The organism is Enterococcus sp. AZ104 (genome assembly GCF_050546705.1).
Classification (GTDB): Bacteria; Bacillota; Bacilli; order Lactobacillales; family Enterococcaceae; genus Enterococcus; species Enterococcus faecalis.
In genome coordinates this window covers 74,279-98,667 of the sequence record NZ_CP172952.1, presented here as the reverse complement: position 1 = coordinate 98,667, position 24,389 = coordinate 74,279, and the positions used below count along the sequence as shown (strand labels likewise).

Annotated in this window: 20 protein-coding genes and 1 pseudogene; 3 read left to right on the top strand and 18 right to left on the bottom strand. The window is 37.3% G+C overall.

Features of this window, described 5'->3' with window-relative positions; translation table 11 throughout:
* Window positions 1-128: 128 nt before the first annotated feature.
* Window positions 129-6,227: pseudogene (fss1, locus tag IGJ37_RS00410) on the bottom strand (fibrinogen-binding MSCRAMM adhesin Fss1).
* Window positions 6,228-6,938: 711 nt separating this feature from the next.
* Between fss1 and IGJ37_RS00405 the strand changes: the two are divergent.
* Complete coding sequence (locus IGJ37_RS00405; RefSeq protein ID WP_002396763.1) at window positions 6,939-8,426, top strand: helix-turn-helix domain-containing protein; 1,488 nt, start codon at window positions 6,939-6,941, stop codon at window positions 8,424-8,426.
* Window positions 8,420-9,904, top strand: coding sequence for a helix-turn-helix domain-containing protein (locus IGJ37_RS00400; protein WP_002359246.1), 1,485 nt, complete (start codon window positions 8,420-8,422; stop codon window positions 9,902-9,904). The genes IGJ37_RS00405 and IGJ37_RS00400 overlap by 7 nt, the downstream gene beginning before the upstream one ends.
* A gap of 155 nt (window positions 9,905-10,059) precedes the next feature.
* Here IGJ37_RS00400 and IGJ37_RS00395 read toward each other — a convergent pair whose 3' ends face one another.
* The 14 genes from IGJ37_RS00395 to IGJ37_RS00330 all read right to left on the bottom strand — a co-directional run bounded on the left by IGJ37_RS00395 (window position 10,060) and on the right by IGJ37_RS00330 (window position 18,643).
* Entirely contained in the window at window positions 10,060-10,239 is a 180-nt protein-coding gene (locus tag IGJ37_RS00395; protein WP_002381345.1) for a hypothetical protein, read from the bottom strand.
* A 20-nt stretch (window positions 10,240-10,259) separates the two neighbouring features.
* The gene (locus IGJ37_RS00390; RefSeq protein WP_002356101.1) at window positions 10,260-11,495 is read right to left on the bottom strand and encodes an MFS transporter; all 1,236 of its coding nucleotides are present in this window, start codon (window positions 11,493-11,495) and stop codon (window positions 10,260-10,262) included.
* A gap of 296 nt (window positions 11,496-11,791) precedes the next feature.
* Complete coding sequence (locus tag IGJ37_RS00385; RefSeq protein ID WP_002356100.1) at window positions 11,792-12,058, bottom strand: hypothetical protein; 267 nt, start codon at window positions 12,056-12,058, stop codon at window positions 11,792-11,794.
* Window positions 12,059-12,067: 9 nt separating this feature from the next.
* Entirely contained in the window at window positions 12,068-12,373 is a 306-nt protein-coding gene (locus IGJ37_RS00380) for a hypothetical protein (protein ID WP_016616687.1), read from the bottom strand.
* A complete protein-coding gene (locus tag IGJ37_RS00375) occupies window positions 12,370-13,761 on the bottom strand; it encodes a triacylglycerol lipase (protein ID WP_252671651.1) in 1,392 nt (463 codons plus the stop codon). Before IGJ37_RS00375 ends, IGJ37_RS00380 begins: the two co-directional genes overlap by 4 nt.
* Window positions 13,761-14,276 (bottom strand): hypothetical protein, encoded by a 516-nt coding sequence (locus IGJ37_RS00370; RefSeq protein WP_252671652.1) that lies wholly within the window; start codon window positions 14,274-14,276, stop codon window positions 13,761-13,763. Before IGJ37_RS00370 ends, IGJ37_RS00375 begins: the two co-directional genes overlap by 1 nt.
* A gap of 39 nt (window positions 14,277-14,315) precedes the next feature.
* Window positions 14,316-14,831, bottom strand: a complete 516-nt coding sequence (locus tag IGJ37_RS00365; protein ID WP_252671653.1) for a hypothetical protein — start codon at window positions 14,829-14,831, stop codon at window positions 14,316-14,318.
* Between the two features lie 39 nt (window positions 14,832-14,870).
* Window positions 14,871-15,386 carry a hypothetical protein gene (locus tag IGJ37_RS00360; RefSeq protein ID WP_252671654.1) on the bottom strand — a complete coding sequence of 172 codons (516 nt, stop codon included), beginning with the start codon at window positions 15,384-15,386 and terminating at the stop codon, window positions 14,871-14,873.
* A 164-nt stretch (window positions 15,387-15,550) separates the two neighbouring features.
* Window positions 15,551-15,793 carry a GlsB/YeaQ/YmgE family stress response membrane protein gene (locus tag IGJ37_RS00355; protein ID WP_002356092.1) on the bottom strand — a complete coding sequence of 81 codons (243 nt, stop codon included), beginning with the start codon at window positions 15,791-15,793 and terminating at the stop codon, window positions 15,551-15,553.
* 23 nt (window positions 15,794-15,816) lie between these two features.
* Window positions 15,817-16,377 (bottom strand): Asp23/Gls24 family envelope stress response protein, encoded by a 561-nt coding sequence (locus tag IGJ37_RS00350; RefSeq protein ID WP_002356090.1) that lies wholly within the window; start codon window positions 16,375-16,377, stop codon window positions 15,817-15,819.
* 58 nt (window positions 16,378-16,435) lie between these two features.
* Window positions 16,436-16,948, bottom strand: coding sequence for an Asp23/Gls24 family envelope stress response protein (locus tag IGJ37_RS00345; protein WP_002383483.1), 513 nt, complete (start codon window positions 16,946-16,948; stop codon window positions 16,436-16,438).
* Between the two features lie 12 nt (window positions 16,949-16,960).
* The gene (locus tag IGJ37_RS00340) at window positions 16,961-17,152 is read right to left on the bottom strand and encodes a DUF2273 domain-containing protein (RefSeq protein ID WP_002356087.1); all 192 of its coding nucleotides are present in this window, start codon (window positions 17,150-17,152) and stop codon (window positions 16,961-16,963) included.
* A 12-nt stretch (window positions 17,153-17,164) separates the two neighbouring features.
* Window positions 17,165-17,737 (bottom strand): alkaline shock response membrane anchor protein AmaP, encoded by a 573-nt coding sequence (gene amaP, locus IGJ37_RS00335; RefSeq protein WP_002381343.1) that lies wholly within the window; start codon window positions 17,735-17,737, stop codon window positions 17,165-17,167.
* Window positions 17,738-17,749: 12 nt separating this feature from the next.
* A complete protein-coding gene (locus IGJ37_RS00330) occupies window positions 17,750-18,643 on the bottom strand; it encodes an SDR family oxidoreductase (protein WP_252671655.1) in 894 nt (297 codons plus the stop codon).
* 273 nt (window positions 18,644-18,916) lie between these two features.
* On the opposite strand from IGJ37_RS00330, the gene IGJ37_RS00325 reads away from it, so the two are divergent.
* Entirely contained in the window at window positions 18,917-19,570 is a 654-nt protein-coding gene (locus IGJ37_RS00325) for a Crp/Fnr family transcriptional regulator (RefSeq protein WP_002356081.1), read from the top strand.
* Window positions 19,571-19,612: 42 nt separating this feature from the next.
* Here the strand turns inward: IGJ37_RS00325 and IGJ37_RS00320 are convergent, their stop codons facing one another.
* The 3 genes from IGJ37_RS00320 to IGJ37_RS00310 form a co-directional block, all read right to left on the bottom strand.
* The gene (locus tag IGJ37_RS00320) at window positions 19,613-20,347 is read right to left on the bottom strand and encodes a Cro/Cl family transcriptional regulator (RefSeq protein ID WP_100224588.1); all 735 of its coding nucleotides are present in this window, start codon (window positions 20,345-20,347) and stop codon (window positions 19,613-19,615) included.
* 728 nt (window positions 20,348-21,075) lie between these two features.
* Window positions 21,076-23,415: an alpha-glucosidase gene (ygjK, locus tag IGJ37_RS00315; RefSeq protein ID WP_078131114.1), complete on the bottom strand. Its 2,340-nt coding sequence runs from the start codon at window positions 23,413-23,415 to the stop codon at window positions 21,076-21,078.
* 177 nt (window positions 23,416-23,592) lie between these two features.
* The gene (locus IGJ37_RS00310; RefSeq protein ID WP_002370615.1) at window positions 23,593-24,291 is read right to left on the bottom strand and encodes an N-acetylmannosamine-6-phosphate 2-epimerase; all 699 of its coding nucleotides are present in this window, start codon (window positions 24,289-24,291) and stop codon (window positions 23,593-23,595) included.
* Window positions 24,292-24,389: the final 98 nt, after the last annotated feature.

Genomic DNA, 24,389 nt, shown 5'->3' with positions numbered 1-24,389 from the left:
AACTGCGATGAAGGGTTACCTGAGAATGTCAATAAGAAGGAGCTGCTTTTGTTCAGTTGATTAGCTTAAGATGAAAAAACAGGCCATCCGTCGAAAGAACGGATGGCCTGTTTTTTTATAGCTTTTGCTTATTTCTTGCTCTTTTTATAGAAGAGCCAACTTGCCAAACTGACCAACAGGAGGCCGATAAAGACAAAGAAGTAATTGACTTGTGTGTTGGTTTTCGGTAAACCAAGCCAACCTGTCTCTCTAGCTGCTTGTTTCGTTGTTGGCTGATTTGGTTTTGTTTTTTTGGATAAAGGTTGTTTCTCGTTAACAAACGTGCCCGCATCCACGAGTTCAGGTTTGTCTTTCGCTGTTGCTGCAATAGTGAATGCGACAGCTTGCTTAGACAGTTGGTAACCATCCGGTGCTTTTGTTTCCACAAAGGTATATTTTCCTGGTTGTAAGTGGTTCACTTGAACTAACCCTTGGTTGTCAGAACGTAATGAACGAGCGACAGTTTTACCTGTCTCTGCATCTGTCACTTTAAATTCAGCACCTGCTAAGGCATTCTTTTGCTGATCAATTTTCACCAGCTTGGCAGCACCTTGGTAATTAATAAAAGGTGCTTTAAGTACAACAGTGGCTGGTTTGCCTTGGTTGTCTTTGGCAATCGTAAAGCTTGCGCTTGGCGTTTCATTAAGAAGATAGCCAGTTGGCGCTTGTGTCTCCACAAAACGATACGTTCCCGGTGCTAAATTTTTCGCAATGACTTTGCCTTGCTTGTCAGACATCAGATTGGTTTGTCCAGCTACAGTTTGCCCTGTTTCATCAATGATCTTAAACACCGCACCTGCCAATGCTTCACCTGTTTCGTTTTCTTTGGTTAATTGAGCAGTTCCTTGATAATTGATAAGATCGCCTAAAGCAATTGGCTGCTCTTTTCCTAATTGGGCGGTTACATCAAATGGATGTGGCGTTGTGTCTAACAGATAGCCTGTTGGTGCTTTCGTTTCCACTAAAACGTAATGCCCTTCATTCAGCCCTTTAGCGTAAATTTCGCCAGTCTTATCCGTTGTTATTTCAGAAACTTTTTCTCCTGTACGATTCAAGAATGTTATCGGTGAACCTTGTGGCTGATTCTGCTCATCGGCATTGTAAATTGCAAAAACTGCACCCGCTAAGGTTTGACCTTGCTCATTGACTTTACGTCCCGTTACTTCCGCTTGATAATTTACAAACTCTAACTCATCTAGTGGTTGTTTATCATTTGAATTCTTCTTCACTACAAAATAAATGGGTTGTTTATTGACGATATAGCCATCCGTTGCATCCAGTTCATCTAATTCATAGCTACCAGCGCCTAAATCCTCCATAGCCAATGAACCATCTTTTTCAGCAGTTACTTCTCTTTCAAAGATTTTTTCCCCGTTTTCGATTCGATACAATTTAAAAATCGTTCCTGGAAGTGGGTTCGCATTGGCATCAATTTTCTTAAAGACGGCGCGTCCTTTGAAATTGGCGAAGGCCCCTAATTGGAAGATCTCCGGATCGCCTTTGAAATCACCACGAATTTCTACTTTTACTAATTCAGGATAAATAATATAATCTGCGCCATCTGGTAATTTTGGTGCTTTGATTTCTTTATAATAATAGGTACCTGGCGCCAAGTCTCTAAAGATAATTTTGCCATCTTTGCCACTCGTTGCTGTAATCCCTAATGATTGTTTATTGTGATCATATAGTTCAAAAACAGCACCTGCTAATGGTTGGTCTGCGCTATTCGTTTTCACGATTTGGAAAGCCCCTTTGTAATTCACAAAGTTGTCACTAGCAACAACGACCGCTGGTTTACCAGCATTTTTCTCAGCAATTTCAAATGGGACTGGCGTGGTATTTAATAAATAGCCTGTTGGCGCTTTGGTTTCTACAAAGCGATATTTACCTGGGGCTAAGTGCTCTGCAACAATTTCCCCTTGATTATTTGTCGTCAAGCCTGTTTGAATCGTTTGTCCCTTCGCGTCAAGTACTTTAAATGTCGCACCACTTAATAAGTGTCCATTCACATCTTTTTTGATTAATTTAGCTGCGCCTTGATAGTTAACAAAGTTAGCCGTTGCTATAACTGTTGCTGGTTTGCCCCGATCGCTTGCTGCAATCGTGAAAGCACTTGGTTCAGTGTTTAAAAGGTACCCTGCTGGCGCTTTGGTTTCCACAAATTGATATTTGCCTGGGGCTAAATCCGTCACTGTGACTTTTCCGTTTGCATCCGAAACTAAGTGTTCTCGAACCGCTTGTCCTGTGGTATCAAGGACTGAAAATTCAGCACCTGCTAATGGATTGCCTGCTTGGTCTTTTTTAATTAGTTCAGCAGAACCTTGGTAATTAAGCATTTTAACATGAACATCACGAATTTGTCCGCTCGTGTTTTGTGTCACAATGAACCGTTTGGGTGTCGTGTCTAAAAGATAGCCTGTCGGTGCTTCGATTTCTGTGAACTGATAAAGCCCCGGTTTTAAACTATCCACCTCTAACTGGCCATTCGCGTTGGTTCGATCCGGCGCAAGGGGAACTTCTTCTCAATGAGTAAACGGCGTGGTTACGGCATGCTCTAATTTAAAGCGAGCATTGACTAACTTTTTACCCTTCTCATCTGTTTTTTCTAAAAATACTTTACTGACATCGTTTTTAATAATGGTTGGTTGTGCTCCTTCGGCTGAAGTTTCTTCATCAATAGTGATGACTTGACCTTTAGCTAATTCGTCCGAAACTGTATAGCCTTCTGGTGCTTTTGTCTCCACCAAAATGTATTGCCCTTGCGGCAACCCACCAAATGTGATAACCCCGGTGGCATCTACTGTACCTTCACGTAGGACTTGTGTTTTAGCTTGGTCCCAAATTTGGAAATGGGCGCCTGCTAAAATAGTCGTCCCATCCATGGCTGTTTTCTTCAGCTGAATTTTGCCTTTAGTCCCTGTGGCATGCCCGCCACTGTGATCAATGTCAACGACCACATCGCCATTGTCATCCCCATGAACGACTTCTGAACCATTTCCAGTAATTGACACTTGGTTGGATACCGTGTCTGTACTCCCCGCCGCTGAAGAAGTCACTAAACTACGATATTCCATATAATAAGGTGCTTCAATATGGGCCATTTTAACGACAATTTTTTGTTGTCCTGTTTCATTATCGGTGGTAACTTCCAGTGTGTAATCTTTTCCTTCTTCTAAAATAACAGATTTATCTGGCGTAATAGTTCCGTCTTCTGTTACGTTGGTACCGTAAATCACCAATGACTCGGGATCTAGCACTTGGTTTGGTGAGGGTGTATCAGTAATAACCACATCGTCTAAAACCGATTGGGCGCCATTGATCATTACATGCCAGTACACATGATCTGGATCATCTTTGTGGTATTCGCCACCTTTTTTCACTGATTCGCCACCATGTTGAATAGAAACTTTTCCTGTCACATCACGTGAAGAACCTTGGTTTGTATAAGATGCGGTATTGTCATAGCTAGCCGAACCTTCGATAACTTTTTCATCAACAGACGTCTTAAATTCAATCACATACGTACGACTATCATTAGGAAAATCAACACGCCAAGTATTTTGGTTTTTCTCGCTTGGTTCTTCCATTGTGATATCCGTCAACGGTTGCGTTGGTTTCACTTTTTCAACCGAACCATCTGGTTTTGTATTGCCTTCATAGACTTTCAAGCTCCCAGCCAAATAGGTTTGATTGGTTAAAATTGGATCCGTCAAAAAGGCGTCGACTAAACGATTATTACTTAAATTAACCGCAATCGTCCAAGTGATTTCTTTGGTGACGGCATTGTAAACACCGCTTTTTTGCGCATTTAAATCAAAAGCAGGTAAAGGTTTAAACGGTTTACTATCTTCTGAATGATGATTGTTTCCTGCTTCATCCGTCCAATCAATGGCAGCAGTATTTCGGTAATGGTCCAACGCTGGATTGTTAGCGTCTAACTCGGTAACATCGAAAAAGGTAGTATAAGTTATGTGGAAGGCATCACTTGTTTTGGCATACGCCCCTATAAAACTTACCTTAAAGCCTGTTTCACCATCTGCATTACGAGTTATTTCTACCATGAAATCCTTGCCTAACGTCAACTGAGCACCAGTGGTTGTATCTTTGACAACCAACGAATTGGGTACCATAGTTAAGCCAGGAACTGGTTCGTACGTATCCGTAATCACGGCATTTTCCATCAAATAATTATTTTGATTCACAGCTAACGTCCAACCAATCGTTGAATTTTGATAATCAACTGCACCAGTGTTTTTAATAATATTTTGTTGACTGGCTGTGCCATCACCTTCTGAATGCTGACCAGTACCAACATCCACACGATTATTCACGGCAACATCGCCTTCGACAATTCCATCAACTTTGGTTTTATAATCAATCTTGACTGCGCCATTCACATCATGTAAAAAGTCAATTGCAAAGGAACCGTCTCCGTTGATTACCACTTTGTAATCTTTTCCTTCCACAAGTTCTGCTCCAACGACTTCATTTCCTTTGTCATCAAATGTCACTGAATATAAATGTAAAGAATCTGGTTCAAACGTTAAATTATCCCCCATTGTGTCTGTAATGACTGCTTGGTCTTTTGGAATGGTTTGTTCACCATAGTTGTAGTTAATTTCCCAAGTGAATTCTTGATTGGCTTCGTCGTAATCTATATTGCGCTTGTCTAACATTTTGCCATATGTGGCGGTAACAGTTGCTTCAGCATCTAACCCATTTGGATTATTATCACTTGTTAACGTCGCGTGATTTTTAAAAGGCACATCGCCGCCGCCATCTGGAATAACCGCCTCGTCAATCGTCGTTTGGTACTCAAGACGATACGCTTTGTTGGTGTCACCTTTAATCGTCACATTGCCATTTTTATCAACGGTATATTCATCTGGACTAAGTTCGCGACCCACTTCTTTAATTGTTCCATCAAGATTCATCACTAACTCATAGACTTTCACGGACTTAAAGGTATTCCCTGTTGGCCATGTTTCCGTCACAGTTGGATTTGTTTGATCTTTCATCGCTTGATTGATATCTACCGTCCAAGTAATCGCACTAGGATTGGGCGTTCGATCAAAATGGCCTTGTTTATCAATTTGTTGTTCGGTATCTGGGACAATTGGAATCACTACAGGCGGCAAATCTTCTTGTGTAGGAATATCAATCACCCAATCTCCTGGGCCCCGCCCATCTGAATCATTCAAATGAGTATCTAAAGAAAAGTCCCCGTGAATGTCACTTTCAGACGTGATTCGCTCATTAAAGGTAAAACGAACCGTACCATCTTCACTAATTGTGTAGGTTCCATAGACATTGCCTTCTGCATCAACTAAATCACCTGAACCTGGTTTATTAGGTTTCAAATTGCCAGGTAATTGAAACTCGAAGTAATCGCCTGCTTTCATTTGTTCTCGCACATCTTCTGGAATCGACCAGTTAAAGTTCCAATGAATGGTCACATCTTCTTTATACGGCGGTGTTGCTGGTGTGCCATCAGGATTTAAATAAATCGGATCTTCAAAATTATCGATAATCGTTGTTTCATCACCTGTAAAATAATCACTGATATCTGTTGGTCCTGCTACGCGCGGTTTGACAGTCGTCGATTCAGTTGTTTTACTTTCTACCGCCTTCGTCGTGCTGGCGACAGTTTCTTCGGACGAACGAGGAACAGAGGAGTTTGTAGATGCTTCTTCTGTTGAACCTTCATTCGCTGATGCGGCTGGCGAACTCGTGATTGCCGTTGATTCTGTCGGATCAGTACCAGTATTTAACGTCAACGCTCGTTGCTGTTGTCCATAAGAAAACGTCACATCTTCTGTAGCTGTAGGGTTCAACGTTAAGACTAACGTATCTGCTAACGCTTGCTGATTCAATTCAATTTGAATCTGTTTCTTCTGGTCATCCACTTGAATCTTGCGCGTATTATTGGGCGCTGCCCAATGTGCAGCTTTGATTGACACATTGGCACTATAATGCACTACAACCTCTTGTGTTACTGGTTGTGCTTTTCCTTGAAGCGCTAAGGACATTTCTTGCTGGCTGGTTTGCTTCACTTCTCCTAACGTTAACTGGCCATCGCTGTTAACATCTTCCGCCAAAGCCATGAGTGGTGTGCCATAATTTAGAACAAGTAACAAACACATCAACCCGTAGAGCCAACGGTTTACCATTGGACCATTCTTTCTCATTTCTTTCATCCTTCCTCTACCAACGACACATAGAAGAGAACGTTCACTTCGTACCAATTTTTTATTTTAAACCAAATAAGTGAGTGCTCTTCTGTTGTCTTTCTTCCTTGCTAAAACAGACAGCCAACACACCTTTTCTTTTTATCTCCTCAAAACGCACTCTTACTTCGAATGCGGATTCATTTTCTGCTTTTTCCTATAGACTCTTCTATAAGAATAAGAAGAGTATAACGAGATTTTTCAGCAAAAATTATCAACAACTTCTCCTCCAAATAGAAAAAGTTGATGAAATCCCAGAAACCCTTTTCATCTTTATGAAAACACGTCCTTATCCTTTCTTATTTTTACTATTCCTTCTTCCACTATACCGTTTTTTTTTAATTTTTTTCATAAGAACTAACCAGACAAAAAAGCCTATTTGTATAAGCTATTTAAGCTAAAAAATCAATAGACTCAAATTATCATTTTTGTTATTTAAATGTTTTATATAAACTGGTTGTTTTTCTTAATAATTTTTTGCTCTACCATTTTTTGTCCATGTTTTCTTCCGTTTGACACATTCAGTTCTTCTTGATTTTTAAGAATAGATACAGTAGCATAAGAACAACTAGTTCTTTCACTGGCAATTGTCAAATGTCGTTTAGAAAAGAATGCCCTATCTGTATTATCTGAAAAATCAAACAATCATAACCAATTAGAAAGGTGGTTATTATGCATAACTTATTAACCAAACAGGAAATTCAGTTGCTTTCCCTAATTGAATACTTGTATGACAGTAAAGAAAAAGTCCCCATGCAAGTACTTCGGCGAAAATATGAATTTTCCCATTACAATATCAACAATTTATTGAATCAATTGACTTTATTAATTTCTCGAGTCAATACACATGAAAATGTACATATTCGCATTATTAATAATCAACAGTCCATAGAATTAGTCGCCGATGAAAATATCCCGATTGAGTTAATGAAAGAAGCCGTAGTTCGCGGGTCATTAACCTATATGTTAGCCTTAGATTTACTTTTAAAACGCTACACTTCAGCCAAAGATTTTTGTGAAGAGCACTTTATTAACTTTTCTATTTTTAAACAAGTCAGTGACCGTTTAAATAATCATCTAGCTAGATTTAATTGTTATTTAAACTTAAAAAGACGAGAAAAAATTTGTGGTAACGAGAAAGATTTTCGCAGTTTCTTTTATTCCTTATTCTTCATTTCAGGAACTTCTCTAGTACCATTTCTATCTAAGACTAATCAAGCACAATTGCAGAACTTCATTGAAATCATCAAAAACCGTTACCCTTACTTTACATATACTGATTTACGCAAATTAAAATTAATTATGTCCATAGGTTTACTCCGTTATCAATCCGGTTTTACAATCACCAATTATCCAGAAGTTGCTGCTATTAATTTGGCCTTTCCTTATTCAGAATTCCAACTATTAGTGAATGATTGTTTTATTGATGAACAAAAAGAGCCTGACACTTGGCAAGCTGAGATTCATTTTTATTATGATTTCTTCAGCACATTAACGATGTACTCTCTGGTCCAAATGGAAACCATCAACTTTGCCAACTTAGCGATCATGGGAATGGATAACAGTCCACACGCTACTTGGATTTTTGAAAAATGTACGCAATTACAGTTGGATTTAAGCGCAATAGAAGTGGTCTTTTTGTTGGTTAATTTATCCAATGCCAGTGAACGACTGATTCATTTCCCTGTGGAAGAGGAATTGAGCTATGAGGTTGCTAATGTCTCTTTGTATGAAAAACAATACCCAAATGTTTCACGAACAACCAACTATTTCTTAAAGCGTTTGCCTTTTGACAAACAACATCCACTAGATGCATTATTTAAAGAAACCATTTTTTTAATTATTCGGAGTGTTTTATTAAATAAACAAATTCCTGTTAAAATTTTACTTCATTCATCTATTAATCAGATACAAGAAAATTGGTTAGCGAAGGAAATCAATAATTATTGCGATGTTCCTTTGAAATTTGTTAATCATATTCAAGAAGTGCCTGACTTAGTCATTACTGACAAAAATAATCCGCTTTTTCACGCCAGTAAAACTTTTTATTGGCATCCCGTTCCTTATTTAGACGAATACTATAACCTAAAACAAGTAGTTCGCAAAATTTATTTTGCTAAATTGCGTGGGGAAAACAGTTTGGAGGGAATCGGATGTTAACAGGGTTACTTGATGTACCTTATCGTAAAAGTTTTGCTCTTTTAGAAGAGTTACTCGAACGTCGTGAAGCAGAAGAACAAACATTGGCGATTTCTACTTTAGCGACTCAATTAAAAATGCAACAAAATACCATTCTACAATCTGTAGCTTTGCTCCAAACAGAAATTGAAAAAAACGGCTGGGAGAACTTATTTTCTTTATCAGCAAATGCCAAAGAAATCACATTTTGGTTTGCACCCTATTTCCAACTGTCGTTTTTGATGCCCTACTTTGTAAAAAAAAGTTTCGCGTATCAAGTACTGACCTATGCCTTTAACCATAATGCAATTGATAGCAAACATTTTGAAAAAGTCCTAGAGATTTCTTCATCAACCTTTACACGAAAAATTGGACAATTAAACCAATGGCTCCAAAAATATCAGATTGAAATCAATTTAAAACGTACCAATGTGTTGGTGGGCAAAGAAAAAGATATCCGGATTTTCTTTATGATGCTTTTTTGGAACAATTACTCTGAAGGGGATTGGCCGTTACACACGATTACTAAAAAAGAAGTCCACAGTCTCTTTCGACGTTTAAAACACTCTGTTTCTTTCAATACAACACAAGATTTTACAAAAGACTTGATTTTTTCTGCGGTGATTTTAGCGCGTTGGAAAGAGGGCTTTTTTATCAAAGAAACTTTCGTGGAGGAAGAAGCGATTGTTAATCCCTTTGTTAATCTGAGTGAATTTGAATTGTTTTTTAAAGAAGAAGCCTTACACCAAGTTCCAACAAAATTTATACAAAAAGAAGGCCTTTTTGCCTTTTTCTTATTGACGATTAGTGTCAGCTACGCCACACAAGATGTCTTGGAAATTCCTGCAGCACGGATGCATATGGTCCAGCTATTAGGCTCACCCATTAAAGAGATCATTTATCAACTAACGTCTTTTTATCAAATTAAATTGACATTTCACGAGTATCTTTATCTATATACTTCTATCCAAAATTTAAGTGTCTTTTTTAAGACCTTTGTCACGATTGCCAATCCATTTGTGCAAGAAAGCTTTTTAAAAGAAGCACTTCAAAAAAATCCAAGTCTCTACAAAGATGTGAAGCGCCTTACAATTGAAATGCTTCCGACATTGATTGGCAATGAAAAATTGTTAGTTGACTGCTTGTTTATTCTTTTTTGTACATTGAAAACGAAATCTTTACCACCGATTCGTGTCTTAGTAAGGACCAATCAAAGTAATTTAATTTTAGATACCCTTTATGAAAAGCTAAGTAAAGCCGTGGATAAAAAATTAATTTTTGTCGCTTCACCAGAAAAGCCTTTCGATGTAATTATTACAGATATCTTTTCAGAAGTTAGTGTCAAATCAACGGTTCCCACTTATTATGTTGATTTTTCCGCTAGCATTGGTGAACTAGCGCAAAGCTTAGAAAATTTAAATACACAAATTGTCACCAAACAAAGTCCACGCCACTTTTAAAAGTTTTCACGTGAAACATTTTAAGTGATAGAAATTACAAAAAACGCCAAAAGGTAGCAGAAAAACTGCTACCTTTTGGCGTTTTTTACGAAAACTTTCAATGTTCCACTCTAGTGATACCGAAACGTAGAACATTCATTTACTAACTACTCACTTTACATGACGTTGTTATTTTCTGTCACCAATTCTAGCTCTTGCAAGTAATGATCCAAAGTCGCGTGATGTTGATCGACATCGGCTAACTCTGTTTCAATTTTAGCTAAACGCGTGTTCATGCGTTGAATTTCCGTTAGTGTTTGTTGTAAAACATTTAAAATCCGTTCATCGTTAGGCATTGAAATCACTCCTTGTCCATTTATAGTTCTGAGCCGTGTTCAATCTCTTCAATCGTTTCAAGAGACAAATCTTTGGCATCATTTTTAGCTTTGTGGAAGACCATATATAAAATGGTACAAACGATTGGGATACAGCCTGCTAAGAAGTACATTTGTTGGAATGACATAAAGTTACGTAATTCACCTAAAACGTACGGACCAACCCCTAATCCAAGGTCTAAACCGATGAAATAAGTCGATAAAGCAATCCCGATACGGTGAGGACTTGGGCTTTCTTGAAGACAAACCGCTTGGCCATTTGACATGAAAGTACCATAACCTAAGCCAATTAACCCACCTGAGACTAATAACATCCAACCAGACGTAGTCATACTTAATAAGAACAGGCCTAGTGTTAAGAAAATGTAGCTCGGATACATAACGTAGCGTTCCCCTTTGACATCGAAAATCCGACCTGTCGATGGACGTGTTAAGGTAATCACGACCGCATAGACGATAAAGAAGAAGGTGCTGACGTCAACTAAATCGATTACTTTGACATAAGAAGATAAGAAAGATAAGACACTTGAATAAGCAAGACCCATTAAAAAGGCGATAAATGTAATAAATAAAACTTTCTTTTCAACAAAACTATCAAAATTCCATTTAGATAAAGCTTCACGATGTTCAGGTGTTAACTCAATATTTTTCACTGGGAAAATGAAGCAAGCAATGGTTGTTAACAAAATTAAAATAATTGAAAAGTTAATAATGACATGGAAGTTGGAAACATTTAACAATAACATCCCAATAAATGGCCCAATGCCGGCTGCTAAACTAGTACTCAAACCATAATAATTGATCCCTTCCCCTTTTTTGTTTTTAGGGATATAGGCGGTAACAATTGCGTTGGTCGCTGTCGAAACGGTTCCGTAACCAAACCCATTTAAAAAACGGACCAGATAAAGAATGCCCATACTTGGCATATACATATACGCAACAGTCGTTAAAAGATAAAACAAAGCCCCATAACGTAAGACTTGTTTGCGCCCAATCAGTTCAAGGAGTTTCCCCATGAAAAGTCGTGCAAGCAATGTCCCGATGATGTAAATTCCTGAGGCCAAACCAGCTTGACCTAAAGTAGCGTGTAAGCTATCTTGCGCAATCACCGCAATAATAACCATTAATAAATAATAAACAAGATAGACAATGAAATTAATCACTGTAATACTGATAAAGCCTTTATTCAAAAGCTTTGTTGGTGTTTGTTCTGTCATAATTCTTTGAATTCCTCTCTCTTTTGTTCTGTTTATTTTGTGTTGCTATTTTTCAATAAAAGACCGCTATCCCCTCACTTTGATGACTTATCAAAAAATTTTCTGAAATTCATTTGCAGTTATTACTATACGAGATATCCGTTACAAAAAAATGTAAATTTGTGAATGATAAACGTTATCTACAAATAACTTCAACAAATGTTGTTGATTTTTGTTGAAGAAAGAGTCCTCAACTATTCTCAAAATATCGAATGGTTGAGGACTCTTTCTTTTAATTAAAAATAAGTTCACATCTATTACAAACTGTCTATAGTTTGACTCTGTATGTCTAAGACATCGGTTACTTTTTTACCAAATTGTCCTTGGACCGACTTTTCTAAGCCAGTATTTGCATTTTCTATTGAGCGTTTGGCTTGTCCTAAAGCATTTTTTTCCCTTCGCTTGCTTTTCTGTACTTTTTTACTCTGTTGTTGTAACAGCGATAAACCGAGAGACTGCGCTGTTACTTTTTGCAGATTCTTTTGGTATTCTTTCCATAATTTCTCCAATAACTCCATGAACATCCTCCTTCGTTAACTTTCCCGCTGTGCATTTAATTTTCTATACGTTATTTCTAGCTCTTCCCTCTGACGGTAAAGTTTTCTCTTAGCATGACTTACTTCTTCTGAAAAGTCATATTCTAATCGGCCAAGCTCTTGTCTCGCTTGTTGTAGTGGTTGCTGATTTTCGGCAATCATTCGAATAGCAGACTGAATGTTATAATAGGTTTCTTCAGCGAGTTGTTGGCTTTTTCTCTGATAAGAAGCTAAGATCATTTCTTGCTCATCTAACTCCCGCAATTGTCTGCGGCATCTTTCTAGCTCATCGGCTGTCGTCATGTTAAGGCTCCTTTCAGTTGGTTCGCTAATTCTTGATCTCTCTGAACCAATTCATTTATTTTAGCGGTAATTTGTTGGGTTAATTGAACAAATGAAGTTCTAATACGATTGATTTTGCTGAATTTTTGCTGGAAATATTCCAGATCTTGGTCAACCATCGTTTGTTTCGTACATTGGACTTGATCCATCGCCTCTCTCATTTCTGCATACGAAAGTTCTGGTGTATGTCGTTGAATGAGTTGCAATCCGTTTTCCCAATCTTCTTGTAATTCTTGCATCACTTTTTTGTAAATATGTAGGCACTCTTCCATCGCTACATCAAATTGTGATGCGGCGACTTTAACAACCGCTAAGGCTTGACTATCTTCTAAATAAATCCGTTCATTACTAGATAATCCGCCACCGCTCGCCGTTAAAGAAACACGTAATTCATTCAACTGATTAAATTGTTTCAGTTGTTCTTGAAGCCATTTGTTTTCTTTTTTTAAACGGTTGATTTCTGCCAATGTCTCAGGATTCGTGCCGTCGTAAGTCTCCAGCCCACGGATTCTATTTTTATTTTCTAAAATCTGCTGCGCCAGAATGGTTTGCTCGATTGCAACCCCACCATGCCCATCTGAATAGACAGCAATATCGCCAAATTTATCAATATAATTACCGGCATCATCAATTTCAAACATATCCAAATCATGGCCGAACGTCTTTTTAACCCAGCCAACAATTACGCCACTATAATTATCAACTCCAAAACTATAAAAAGGAATTTTCCCTTGTCCACCTGTTACAAAACTGCTGGTGACCGCATCTGAAGTATCATAGAAATTAATAATTTGACCTTTGTAGTTTTTAATTTGTTCGTCTGTCAATCCTGAACCAGCCGCACCATACGTGATGGCATTGTAGCCTTTCAAAACCGCAACATAAATTGCTTCGGCACCACCAAGAGAATGACCTGTCGTGTTAATTGTATAGCCAGCTCCAGAAGAATATTGGCGCTCAATCTGACTGGCATATGTTAAAGCAGATTGGAACGCTCCAGCTTGGTGTTTGTCATTAAAGCCAATTTCTCGAAAATTGGTTTTCCAATCTTGCCATGATTTGGTACCAGCGTAGACAATGGTGAGGTTTTGACTGATTACGGATTGGGGATAGCCTTTGATTTCTTTTAATTTACTATCCTTATATGACTTATATTCATCTTTGATTTCAGCCACTGTCATAGCTTGCATGCTGTTGCTTCTTGGTTCATGTTCGTATCCGAGAGTATCTTTATCGGTATCGATGGTATCTATTACAATGTGATTTGTATTTTCTATTCTAGTATTTATTTTAATTTTTTCATATTGGACACCATACACTTGATCTGATAAAATTCTATTCTGATCCATTAACGAATTCCTCCTTCATCATACGTCACTAAATTTTCTGGTACAGATAAATTGGTTGCTATTGGCTTTTTCTCAAGATAATAGGGGCCTTCGCCCTCATGCACACCGATTTTAAATACTAACTTATTTGTCTCTGCGGAAATAGTGTTGAGATACGTCTGTTTATTTAGCTTATTATTTATTGTATAGTGTACTTTCAACATCTTCATTGGACTCACCGAAAATCTGGTAAATTCTATTTTTTTAATATCGCTGTATTCTTTTAGTTCATCTGATTTTTTTAAAAATTCTTCCGTAGTTAAACTACCTTCTCCTCTGTTGTATTCCTTATTTAGCTGTTCATCCTTTGCTTCATCTACTGTGTAAAGTCTGTAGTTATTATACAAATAGTTCGCTAAGTCTGTTTGGATTTCGTGTAATTCTGCTTTTTCTTTTTCGTTCATATACATTGCTCCTCCAATTCCTATGATTAAGATAATGAGTATTCCAACTAACCATTGCTTCCTATGTTTCACTGATTCACCTCCTTGTTCTTTATGTACGATAGTTATCCATTACTTTATCCCTCCTTCATAATACATAATTTTATTCTTGGGCATTGTTACAGAAGTTGGCTGTTCTTTTTCTTCTAAAACATAATTATTTCTCGTATTTCCTGGATCCAAACTATAGCGAAATTTTCCTGTTTCTGCTGAGATAGTACTTAATGTTGTATTATCTTCATACACATCGTTAATAATAAATTCGACCTCTAAACCTTTCATTGGCCCTATTGAAAAACTTGTAAATTCTATTTTGGTAATGTCGGAGTATTCTCTTAACGCACTTAATTTATTAAAATACTCCTCTTCTGAAATACTTCCTTTTCCCTTATTAAACTCTTGATAAATCTCTTCGACTTTTTTTTGATTTCTCGTATAAATCCGATAGTTATTATACAAATAGTTCGCTAAGTCTGTTTGGATTTCGTGTAGTTTTGCTTTTTCTTGTTCGTCCATGTACCATTTCCCTCCAATTCCTATGATTAAAATAATGAGTAATCCGATTAACCATTGCTTCCTATGTTTCACTGATTCACCTCCTTGTTCTTTATGTACGATAGTTATCCATTACTTTATCCCTCCTTCATCATACACAATTAAGTCTTCTGGCATTCTTTCCTTTGTAGGTTTATCTTTTTTTTCAATGTAATAGGGACCTTTGCCTGTACCATTTGTTATGCTATAAATGAACTTTTCAGTTTCTGCTGATATCGTGTCTAAATCCACTTCTTCTTCATACACGTCGTTGATGGTAAAATAAACTTTCAACGTGTTTACTGGGCCTATTGAAAAACTTGTAAATTCTATTTTGTTGATATCAGAGTATTCTTTTAGTTTTTCAAGCTTGTCAAAAAACTCTTGTTCTGTCAGGGAACCTTTACCTCTATTAAATTCTTTAAAAATTTTCTCTTCTTCTTTTTCGTTCACTGTATATAACCGATAGTTATTATACAAATAGTTCGCTAAATCTGTTTGGATTTCGTGTAATTTTGCTTTTTCTTGTTCGTCCATGTACCATTTCCCTCCAATTCCGATGATTAAAATAATGAGTAGTCCGATTAACCATTGCTTTTTATGCTTCACTGATTCACCTCCTTTTTGCCACGCAACGATTTTTTAATTAAATTTTAACAAAACCACCTATCAAAGGAAAGTTATATTTAATCTAATTTTAATAAACTGGATAATATTAAAGAATATAAAAAAAGAGTTTGGACAATCGCCCAAACTCTTCTGAAAAATCTTCTCTATTTTCGTCCTAAAATCCATGAAACGATGGCAACTAAAATCACTGCCCCGATAATCGATGGCACAATAGCCATCCCAGCTAAGCTTGGTCCCCATGTGCCTAAAATGGCTTGACCAATTGTTGAACCAACTAACCCTGCAATGATATTGGCAATAATACCCATCGATGATCCTTTTTTAGTAATTGCTCCAGCGATTGCCCCAATGACACCACCGACAATTAATGCCCAAATAAAGCCCATGATTGTTTCCTCCCTTTAACTGTTTATTCTACACGTGGTTCCATATTTTCTTTGACTTGTTCTGTTCCTTTATTCACAGCTTTTTTTGCTTTTTCTGTTTGTTCAGAAGCAAATTCACCGGTACTTTTGGCAGCGCCTGTGACTTTATCTTGAACCGTTTCGCTATCTTCTTCGTATTCTTCTTTTGATTTGATATCGACTACGTTAACATTCACTTCAATCACATCTAAGTGGGTCATTTTTTTCACTTCACGGCTGATTAATTCTTTCATTTTTTCGTAAATGTCTTGAATATCTTTGCCGTATTCTACCACGATATCCATATCAACAGCGACTTGTTTTTTACCAACTTCGGTATCAATACCCGCTGTGACGTTATCTGTGTTTACTAATTTTTCAGCAATATTTGAGAAAAAGCCGCCATCGACTGTTAATAGACCATCGACATTTTCTAAGGCTAAACCGATAATTTTTTGAACGACTTTATCTTCAAATGTTAATTCACCTTTGATTGCATGATCTTCTGGTGTGTGTGGTCCGTTTCCTGCTGGTTTTGGTACATTATTGAATTTTTCGTTACTCATGGTTCATTCCTCCTAGTTTCTTCTATTATTGCTTTATTTTTAATAAAATAATAACCAATTATTGAACACGAGGTGCCGTGTTTTCTTTGACTTTTGTCTTGCCTTTAGTTACCGCATGTTTGGCTTTGTTGGTTTGTTTTGACATAAAACTACCTGTCGCTTCAGCGGCGTTGCCAAGTTTATCTTGGACCGTTTCACTTTCTTCTTGGTACTCTGCTTGTGTTTTGATATCTACTACGTTGACATTGACTTCGATTACTTCCAAGTGAGTCATTTGTTGGACTTCGCGAGTAATAACCTCTTTCATTTGATCATAAATGGTCTCGATATCTTTCCCGTATTCGGCTACAATGTCCATATCCACTGCGACTTGTTTTTTGCCGACCTCGGTGTGAATGCCTGTTGTAACATCTTCACTATTAATCATTTTATCTCGTAAATTCGAGAAAAAACCACCGTCCACAGTTAACAAACCGTCGACTTCTTCCAAAGCAATGCCAATAATTTTTTGGATTACTTTATCCTCAAACGTCAACTCACCTTTAACAATCGATACATTTGCATTTTCCATAGCCAAAACCTCCTATTTATGATGAAAATAATTTTTGACAATGCCTGTCTGTTCCAAATACAAACCTAGCCAAATACCTAGTCCTGTCAGGAGTACTACTAACAATGTTTTAAAGAAGCCGATTGACAGAAACAAGATTGCAAAAACCAAGCCGACTAGGCCACCAATTAACGGAACGGCATATTGTTTTATCCATTCAACCATTGTACATCCCTCCTACTCCACACGTGCTTGTGTTTGCTGTTGTTGTGGTCGTTTCATTGATTGAATATCTTCAAAATGAACATCAATCGTAATCTTGTGACCAGTTCCCACCAAACGAGCAAGCCGTTCTTCCATTGTTTTTGACCAAGCTTCTGTTTGTCCAATTAAATCTGCCGTTCGTTTCAGTGTGCCTTTGACATTGACCTTAATGCGCCGTTTTGTCGCCTTTACACGAATGGTTGGTGCTTCCAGAAAGTCACTGTCTTGCAAGCTAGAGCGTACAAATCCTTCGATGGCTTTACGGTGTAACACTAACTTTCCTTGCTCTTCTTTTAATTCAAACGTGCCTTTTCTTCTTGGGAATAAAAGAATGAATAAAAAGAGAAAGAGCATAATTCCTAGTAAAACTAGCGCTACCCAAAAGATTGCTTGACGTGCGTACTCGTTGTCTTGCAAGAACCATTGGACATTATCTGGTGGTTGCCAAGCTGTATCGGCTGACCAAGTGGTAATGGCCACCGCGCCAAATAATGCCATTAAAATCAGTGAACCTAGAAGCAAAAGTATTTTAACAACTTTATTCACGGAACATCCCTCCTAAAGATTAATTGCTTCTCCACCAGTTACGCCATAAACTTGAGCCGTAACATAACTTGCATCATTGGACGCCAAGAAAACATAAACAGGGGCTAATTCAGCAGGCTGACCCGCACGTTCCAGTAAAGAATGTTGCCCAAATTCTGGCAACTCTTCAATTGGTTGTCCATGATCTAACTGTAACGGTGTCCAGATTGGTCCTGGAGCCACGCCATTTACCCGAATGCCTTTTGGTGCCAGTTGTTTTGCTAAACCAACGGTAAAGTTGGCAATTGATGCCTTCGTTGCTGCATAATCCAACAAATGCTCACTGGGATTAAAAGCTTGGACGGAAGTCGTTGTCACAATGCTACTTCCGGCAGGCAAGTGAGGCACTGCTGCTTTGACAATGCCAAACATCGCAATAATATTGACATGGAAAGTGTCTATCACTTGTTCCATTGGCAATTCTTCAATAGCAGCACAGGAAATTTGTTGGGCTGCATTTAAAACGAGGGTATCCAAGCCGCCTAAAGATTCACGAGCTTGTGCAACCAATTCTTCAGGTGCCTGTTTATCTCTTAAATCTGCTGGCAAAAGAACGACTTTTCGGCCAGCTTCTCGTATATAGTGCGCCACTTCTTCGGCGTCTTTTTCTTCACCTGGGAAAAAATGTAATGCGATATCTGCGCCTTCGCGAGCAAAAGCAATCGCCACAGCTCGTCCAATCCCAGAATCACCGCCTGTAATTAATACCCGACGATTTTCTAATTTGTGATTTCCGACATAGCTGTCTTCCCCACAATCTGGTTTAGGGACCATTTTGTCCTGTAATGCGGGAGTTTCTTGATCTTGTTGCGGAAATCCATCACTATAAAATAACTTTCTTGGGTCTTTTAAGTTTGGTTCTGTCATTAAATCTCCTCCCTTTCTACTATTACCTTAATACAATTTTTTCTTTTTGAAAAATATTTGAGCACATAAAATAAAAAAAATATTTTTAATACTCATTAAGCGAAATTTTTGGCAAAATTATCTAAAAGCTGATTTTATTTTTCAAAATAGCGTTTAATTGACCTTTTTTATCAACATTTGTTATTGACATATGATGTCCAATTCGCTTAAATAAGAAAGAAGCCCAACAGGCAAAAACAAAAATATTTAGAGATAATTGAGGAGTTACCGCCAATGAGAAATGTTTTACAAGACTACTTAGATGAACATTCCTTTCGAGTCGTTGTAAAAAAGAAGAAAAATTATTTAACTTATGAAGGACTGCAAGATCGTTATGCCTATATTTTAAAAAGTGGCATCATCAAAACTAGCGTTATTTCCAAAGACGGTCGTGAATTTAATTTACGTTATATCAACAATTTGGAAATTGTTTCATTGCTACGTGATGAATATTCAGAATTTATTGATGCACCTTTTAATATTCGCATCGAATCTCCACAAGCAGAACTTTACCAAATCGACCGTGTTCAATTTTGGCGGGATATCAATAATAGTAAAGACTTGCAAATGTATGTCAAAGAATACTATCGGGACCGTTTAATGCATTCCATGAAAAAGATGCAGCAAATGTTGATGAATGGCAAATTTGGGGCCGTTTGTACACAAATCTATGAAATGTACGATTCATTTGGCGTAGAAACAGAGGAAGGTATTTTAATTGATTTCGTGGTGACCAATGAAGAAATTGCACATTTTTGTGGGATAACTTCTGCTAGTAGCGTTAACCGGATGATGCAGCAACTAAAAGAGTTAGGGGCAATTGAACTACGTAACCGCAAAATTTTGATTAAAGATTTAGATATGATTAGAGATAACATTATTGTTTAACATCAGCACCCCCCGCAAGTTTGACCTTGCGGGGGGTGCTTTTTATTTTTCAGTGACAATATTCAATGGAAACTGACCTTTTTCTAAATTAAATGTCCGACCAGCCGTCAGCTGAAGCATTTCTTTTTTCATGCCTTCCGCCAAACGTACATCGCCAAAGCTTTCAATCATATCAATAACGGCGATTACTTCTTTATAATATCTCATTTTGCCAGTGTACAGATAATACGTAAGGTTTTTTAAGTAACGTAAGTTAAAATGAATATAGTAGATTTCAGCAGGAATCGTGGTAACACTCACTAGCGCTAAATATTCCCGAGCTTTCGCATAATTTTTCTTATAAAGTTCCCCAGTAATGATATTTAGGTAAAAACCATAGGCAACATTTAGTGTTTGGGTATCACGTAATTCAGCATCTTTGACAGGAAACATCTGCTCAAGAATCTGAAGGACTTCATTTTCAGAAAACAAGGCGGCAGGATTAGTCACCATTTGATAATCGTAGTATGTATAGTAGCTTTTGCTAGAGATAAGCGCGAGAATTACCATTCGATCGGTTTCATCAAATTCTGGAATTTCCTCCCAATCATTACTAAACGTTAATTTAATATCTGTGTAAATAGACATTTCCAACGCATTTTTATGAGGATTGCGCTCTAATTGATAAAAATAATGAATCAGATTCTTTTTTTCACTTGTATTGTTCAACCCCATTTGACAACATTCAATTTGATGTTTGACTTCTGAAGAAGCCATGATTCTCGTATCAGATACCATAAAAAAAATTCATTAAAAGTAATCCCCAATGACTGTAATGCCGTCATTAAATCCTCGTAACTTAGCTTGGCTTCACCAATTTCGATTCTTCGATAGGTTTGTTTCCCCTTTTTTGGCAAAACATCTTTCTGAGCAATTTTTTTCTTTTTTCTAAAATATTTTAGAGCACCTAGAACATCCATAATATCCCCCTTTTATAATAAAAATAATATTAAATATTATTTTTTTATTAACTTAAAGATCCAACAATACCTGTACAAATTAAACAAAATCAGCGAAAACATTAATAAATATTTCAAAATATTCATTTTTATTATTTCCGTAATTATAATATTGTAATATTTTGATAATCATAAAAACTTATATACTTAACTTCCCTTGAAAAAACCAAAAGAAATGTTCTATAATAGAAGTCAATATAGCTAACAAAGAAGGAGGTTTTGCATATGTTTGGTTTTGATATCAGCTTATTCCTTATTACACTATTCCGTTAAACCCACTCTTCACTAACCATTGTACAATCAATTTCACTGAATATCTATTTCATTTTTATTAAATAACATTTTTAATAAAAGTACATATCGTTTATTTTTAGATGTTTTATTTAATTATACGGAATATATTTATTTAAACAAATAAATTACATTTAATTAAATCAGAGGGAAACAGATTGTAGCAAGTGAAGAAAAAAACAGCTCTTGAGAGATATTTTCTCAAGAGCTGTTTTTCTATTTTATCTCAAAAGCAGTTTGCGTTGTGGGGTTATTACTTAATAAGGTGTTTTTATACAATAAATAGTACGCTGCTGCTGACCAACTAAAGTTTTTCGTACTTAAGCCCTTCCCTGTCAGTGGATCATAATTTTCATGAATAGGGCCTTCTCCCATCAATCCTTCGGCATGTAAGAAGAGTTTTTGTGTCATTTCTTTCGCTTCTTTTGTATAGTCATAGTTTTGAAGAGCTTCTACACCAAACAAGGCTTGATCAAGCCAAACTGGTCCCCGCCAATATTTCGTTGCAGCAAATTTTTCATTGTCTTTGGATGCCGTTGGGAATGGCATAAAGGTATTGAACATTTCTTGATTCATCATGTTTTTCTTAACTGCCGCCGCCTGTTCTTTGGTCGCTACTTTTGCCCAGAGCGGCAACCAGCCTTCTGTTCCTTTGCCACGATTGACTAACAATTTTGTTTTCGAGCCGTCTTCATTTATTTGTAAGTCATAGAAGAAGCCTGTTTTTTCATCAAACATATTTTCTTGAATATATTTTTTTAGTTTCTTCGCTTCTTTTTGATAGTTCTTATAGTCCTCTTTTTTGCCTAGTTCTTCTGCTATCGAAGCTAAATAGCCCTTTTCAGCGTAGAGATACGCATTCAAATCCACTGATTCTTGATTAATCGAATACCCCACTACTTTTCCTTTATTTTTGTTTTCAAAAACTTTAACTCCAACGTCGCCTTTGCCCACACCTTCTTTGTCAAACCGTGTAGCGTTATCCATGCCACTTTCCCACGCGGCTGCTTCAATAACAGCATCATCATCCACTTTAGGTTGGCCATTTTTATCTTTAATGATTTGATCCTTGTCGTCTTTTTGCCAGTGAGCATCACTGACCATGCTTCCATATTCTGCTATCCCATTTTTATTGTGGTCTCTGTTGGTATACCACCAATTATGATAAGCCACAAGTTTGGGATACATTTCTTTTAAAAATTCCTTATCTTTGGTTTCTTGATAAATATGCCAAACTGCCCATGCAGCCAATGGTGGTTTAGAATTTCGTTCATTCCAGTTGCCACCTTCACCACCACGCGCACTGTCTTGATTGTAAAAGACAGCATCAATGATCGCTCCTGCATCTTGTGGACGTACGGTATCATCTTTTTGAATTTGATAATCAAACAAGGCCCGCATATTATTTTTAGCTAACTCAGGATTAAAATCAGCCGTTGCTACATCCGCTTTCCACGAATCCCAAGCCCACATACCAATAAACCATTTATAAGACATGGACGGAACAATCCCGTCATGCTTAAAGGCACCTGCCGCACTTCGCCAATTGGTATTAATCGTTTCAATCGATTTGACTAGCGCATTTTGATATTCAGGAAATTCTGCTGTTTTCTTTTGATCAAACGTTTTATCTAGATATCCTTGCCATCTTTGCTTGTTCTCTTTGAAATAGCGCGCCGCATTTTTGGTATATTCGGGTGCTTGTTGTTGTTCCTTTGCCTCTTCTTCTTTTGTAAAAGTATAGCTTTCTGTCGTATAGGTGTTGTACGTTTGTTTAGGCTTCAATTCAATTGGTTCAGCGGTTGCTGTATAATTCCGATTATCAATTTTTGTTGAAACTTTATCCGCATGATGAATCGTATATTTTGTGTCTTTCGTAGCAAAATAATTCCACGTTTCTCTGACTTCACCAAAATTCACTTGAATGTCATTGTCTTTAGCAGTTAAACGAGTGCCAATATCTAAGGTTTCCGTTCCCTCTTGAATTTTGTCAAAGACCGCACCTGTCCAGCTTGCTCCAAGTGACAAGGGCTCTTCACCAGTGTTTTCAAGTGTCGTTTGGATAAGCGCCGTTCGATTGCTGACAAAAATTAAAGCTAAATGAATCGTTAAATCGTCTAATTCATAGGTTTGCTCTAGGCGCCCAGGATAATAAGACAGGTCCATGCGGTTGCTTTGGCTTAAATCATAGGTTTCTCCCGTTTTTTTATTTTTGACCGTTAATTTGTTTAAACTTGCCGCCAAGTTTACTGGATATTCTTCCGCAATAATCAATGGCCCCGCAAAACCACCCAGTAGCTCTTTATTGCTTTTTTCAGGTAAATAGTAGCCATGCCATGCACCTAAATCAGAAAAATTATTAAAATAATTGGTATCGTATACGCCATTCGTCCGTTCGGTTGGTGATGCACTCACATCTAAAACATTTGCAAATTCATCAACTTTTGTTCTTTCAACACTTGCTTGCACTTCCCCGCTTAACGCAAAACAGCTGACTACGGTGATTCCTAACGCTAACCAAGTAGACACCCGTTTCTTTTTTGATAAACCCTTCATAAAACCCCTCCTATAAAATGATAGCGCTTTATACACTGATTTATTATCAGCAAGGACTATGCCAAATGGAGTGTATCCCTTTTTATTATTGAAAGATTCAACTTTCTCTAGAAAAAAAGCGACCGTATCGAAGTGTATTGATCAAAAAATAACGAGTGTATCGATAGTGTATTTAGTTTATGCTTGATTCTGTTTTATTTTCGTAGCTTCCACAAATTTTTCAGTAATTTTTTGCGGTCGTGTAATAACAGATCCCACCACCACGCTATAAGCACCTAGCTCCAGAACACGTTGGACTTTTGCTGGCGTATCAATCATTCCTTCTGCAATAATTGGTGTAGTAAAATGCTTCTTTGCTTCTCTTAACAGTTCAAAATCATTTTGTTCAATCCGCTGATTTTCACTTTGCGGCGTATAGCCGACTAACGTTGTGCCAATATAATCAAAACCTAACTCCGCCGCTTCAATCATCTCTTCCAGTGTGGAACAATCCGCCATCCATTCTTGGTTAGGATACTTTTCTTTTATTCTTTTGAAAAATGTGGCTAACGTTTCGCCATTTGGTCGTTTCGAATGGGTTGCATCGAGAGCGATAATTTCTGGCTGAACAGCCATTAATTCATCTACCTCACGCATAGTTGCAGTAATATATACTTCTGCATCAGGATAATCTCGTTTAATAATCCCAATGATTGGTAAATCAACCTCTTTCCGGATTGCTCGAATGTCTACCACAGAATTTGCTCGAATACCTTTAGCCCCTCCTTGTTTAGCGGCCAAAGCCATCTTGGACATGATAAAAGAACTATGCAACGGTTCGTCTGCCAACGCTTGGCAAGAAACAATTAATGCCCCTTTGATTTCTTTATTCAACATTGATCCCTCCAATTTAAAAGCGATTACAAACACAGTATAACTACAACAGCTGAAATATGCCACTCTTCTAAATAAGAACAAACGTTTCACGTGAAACA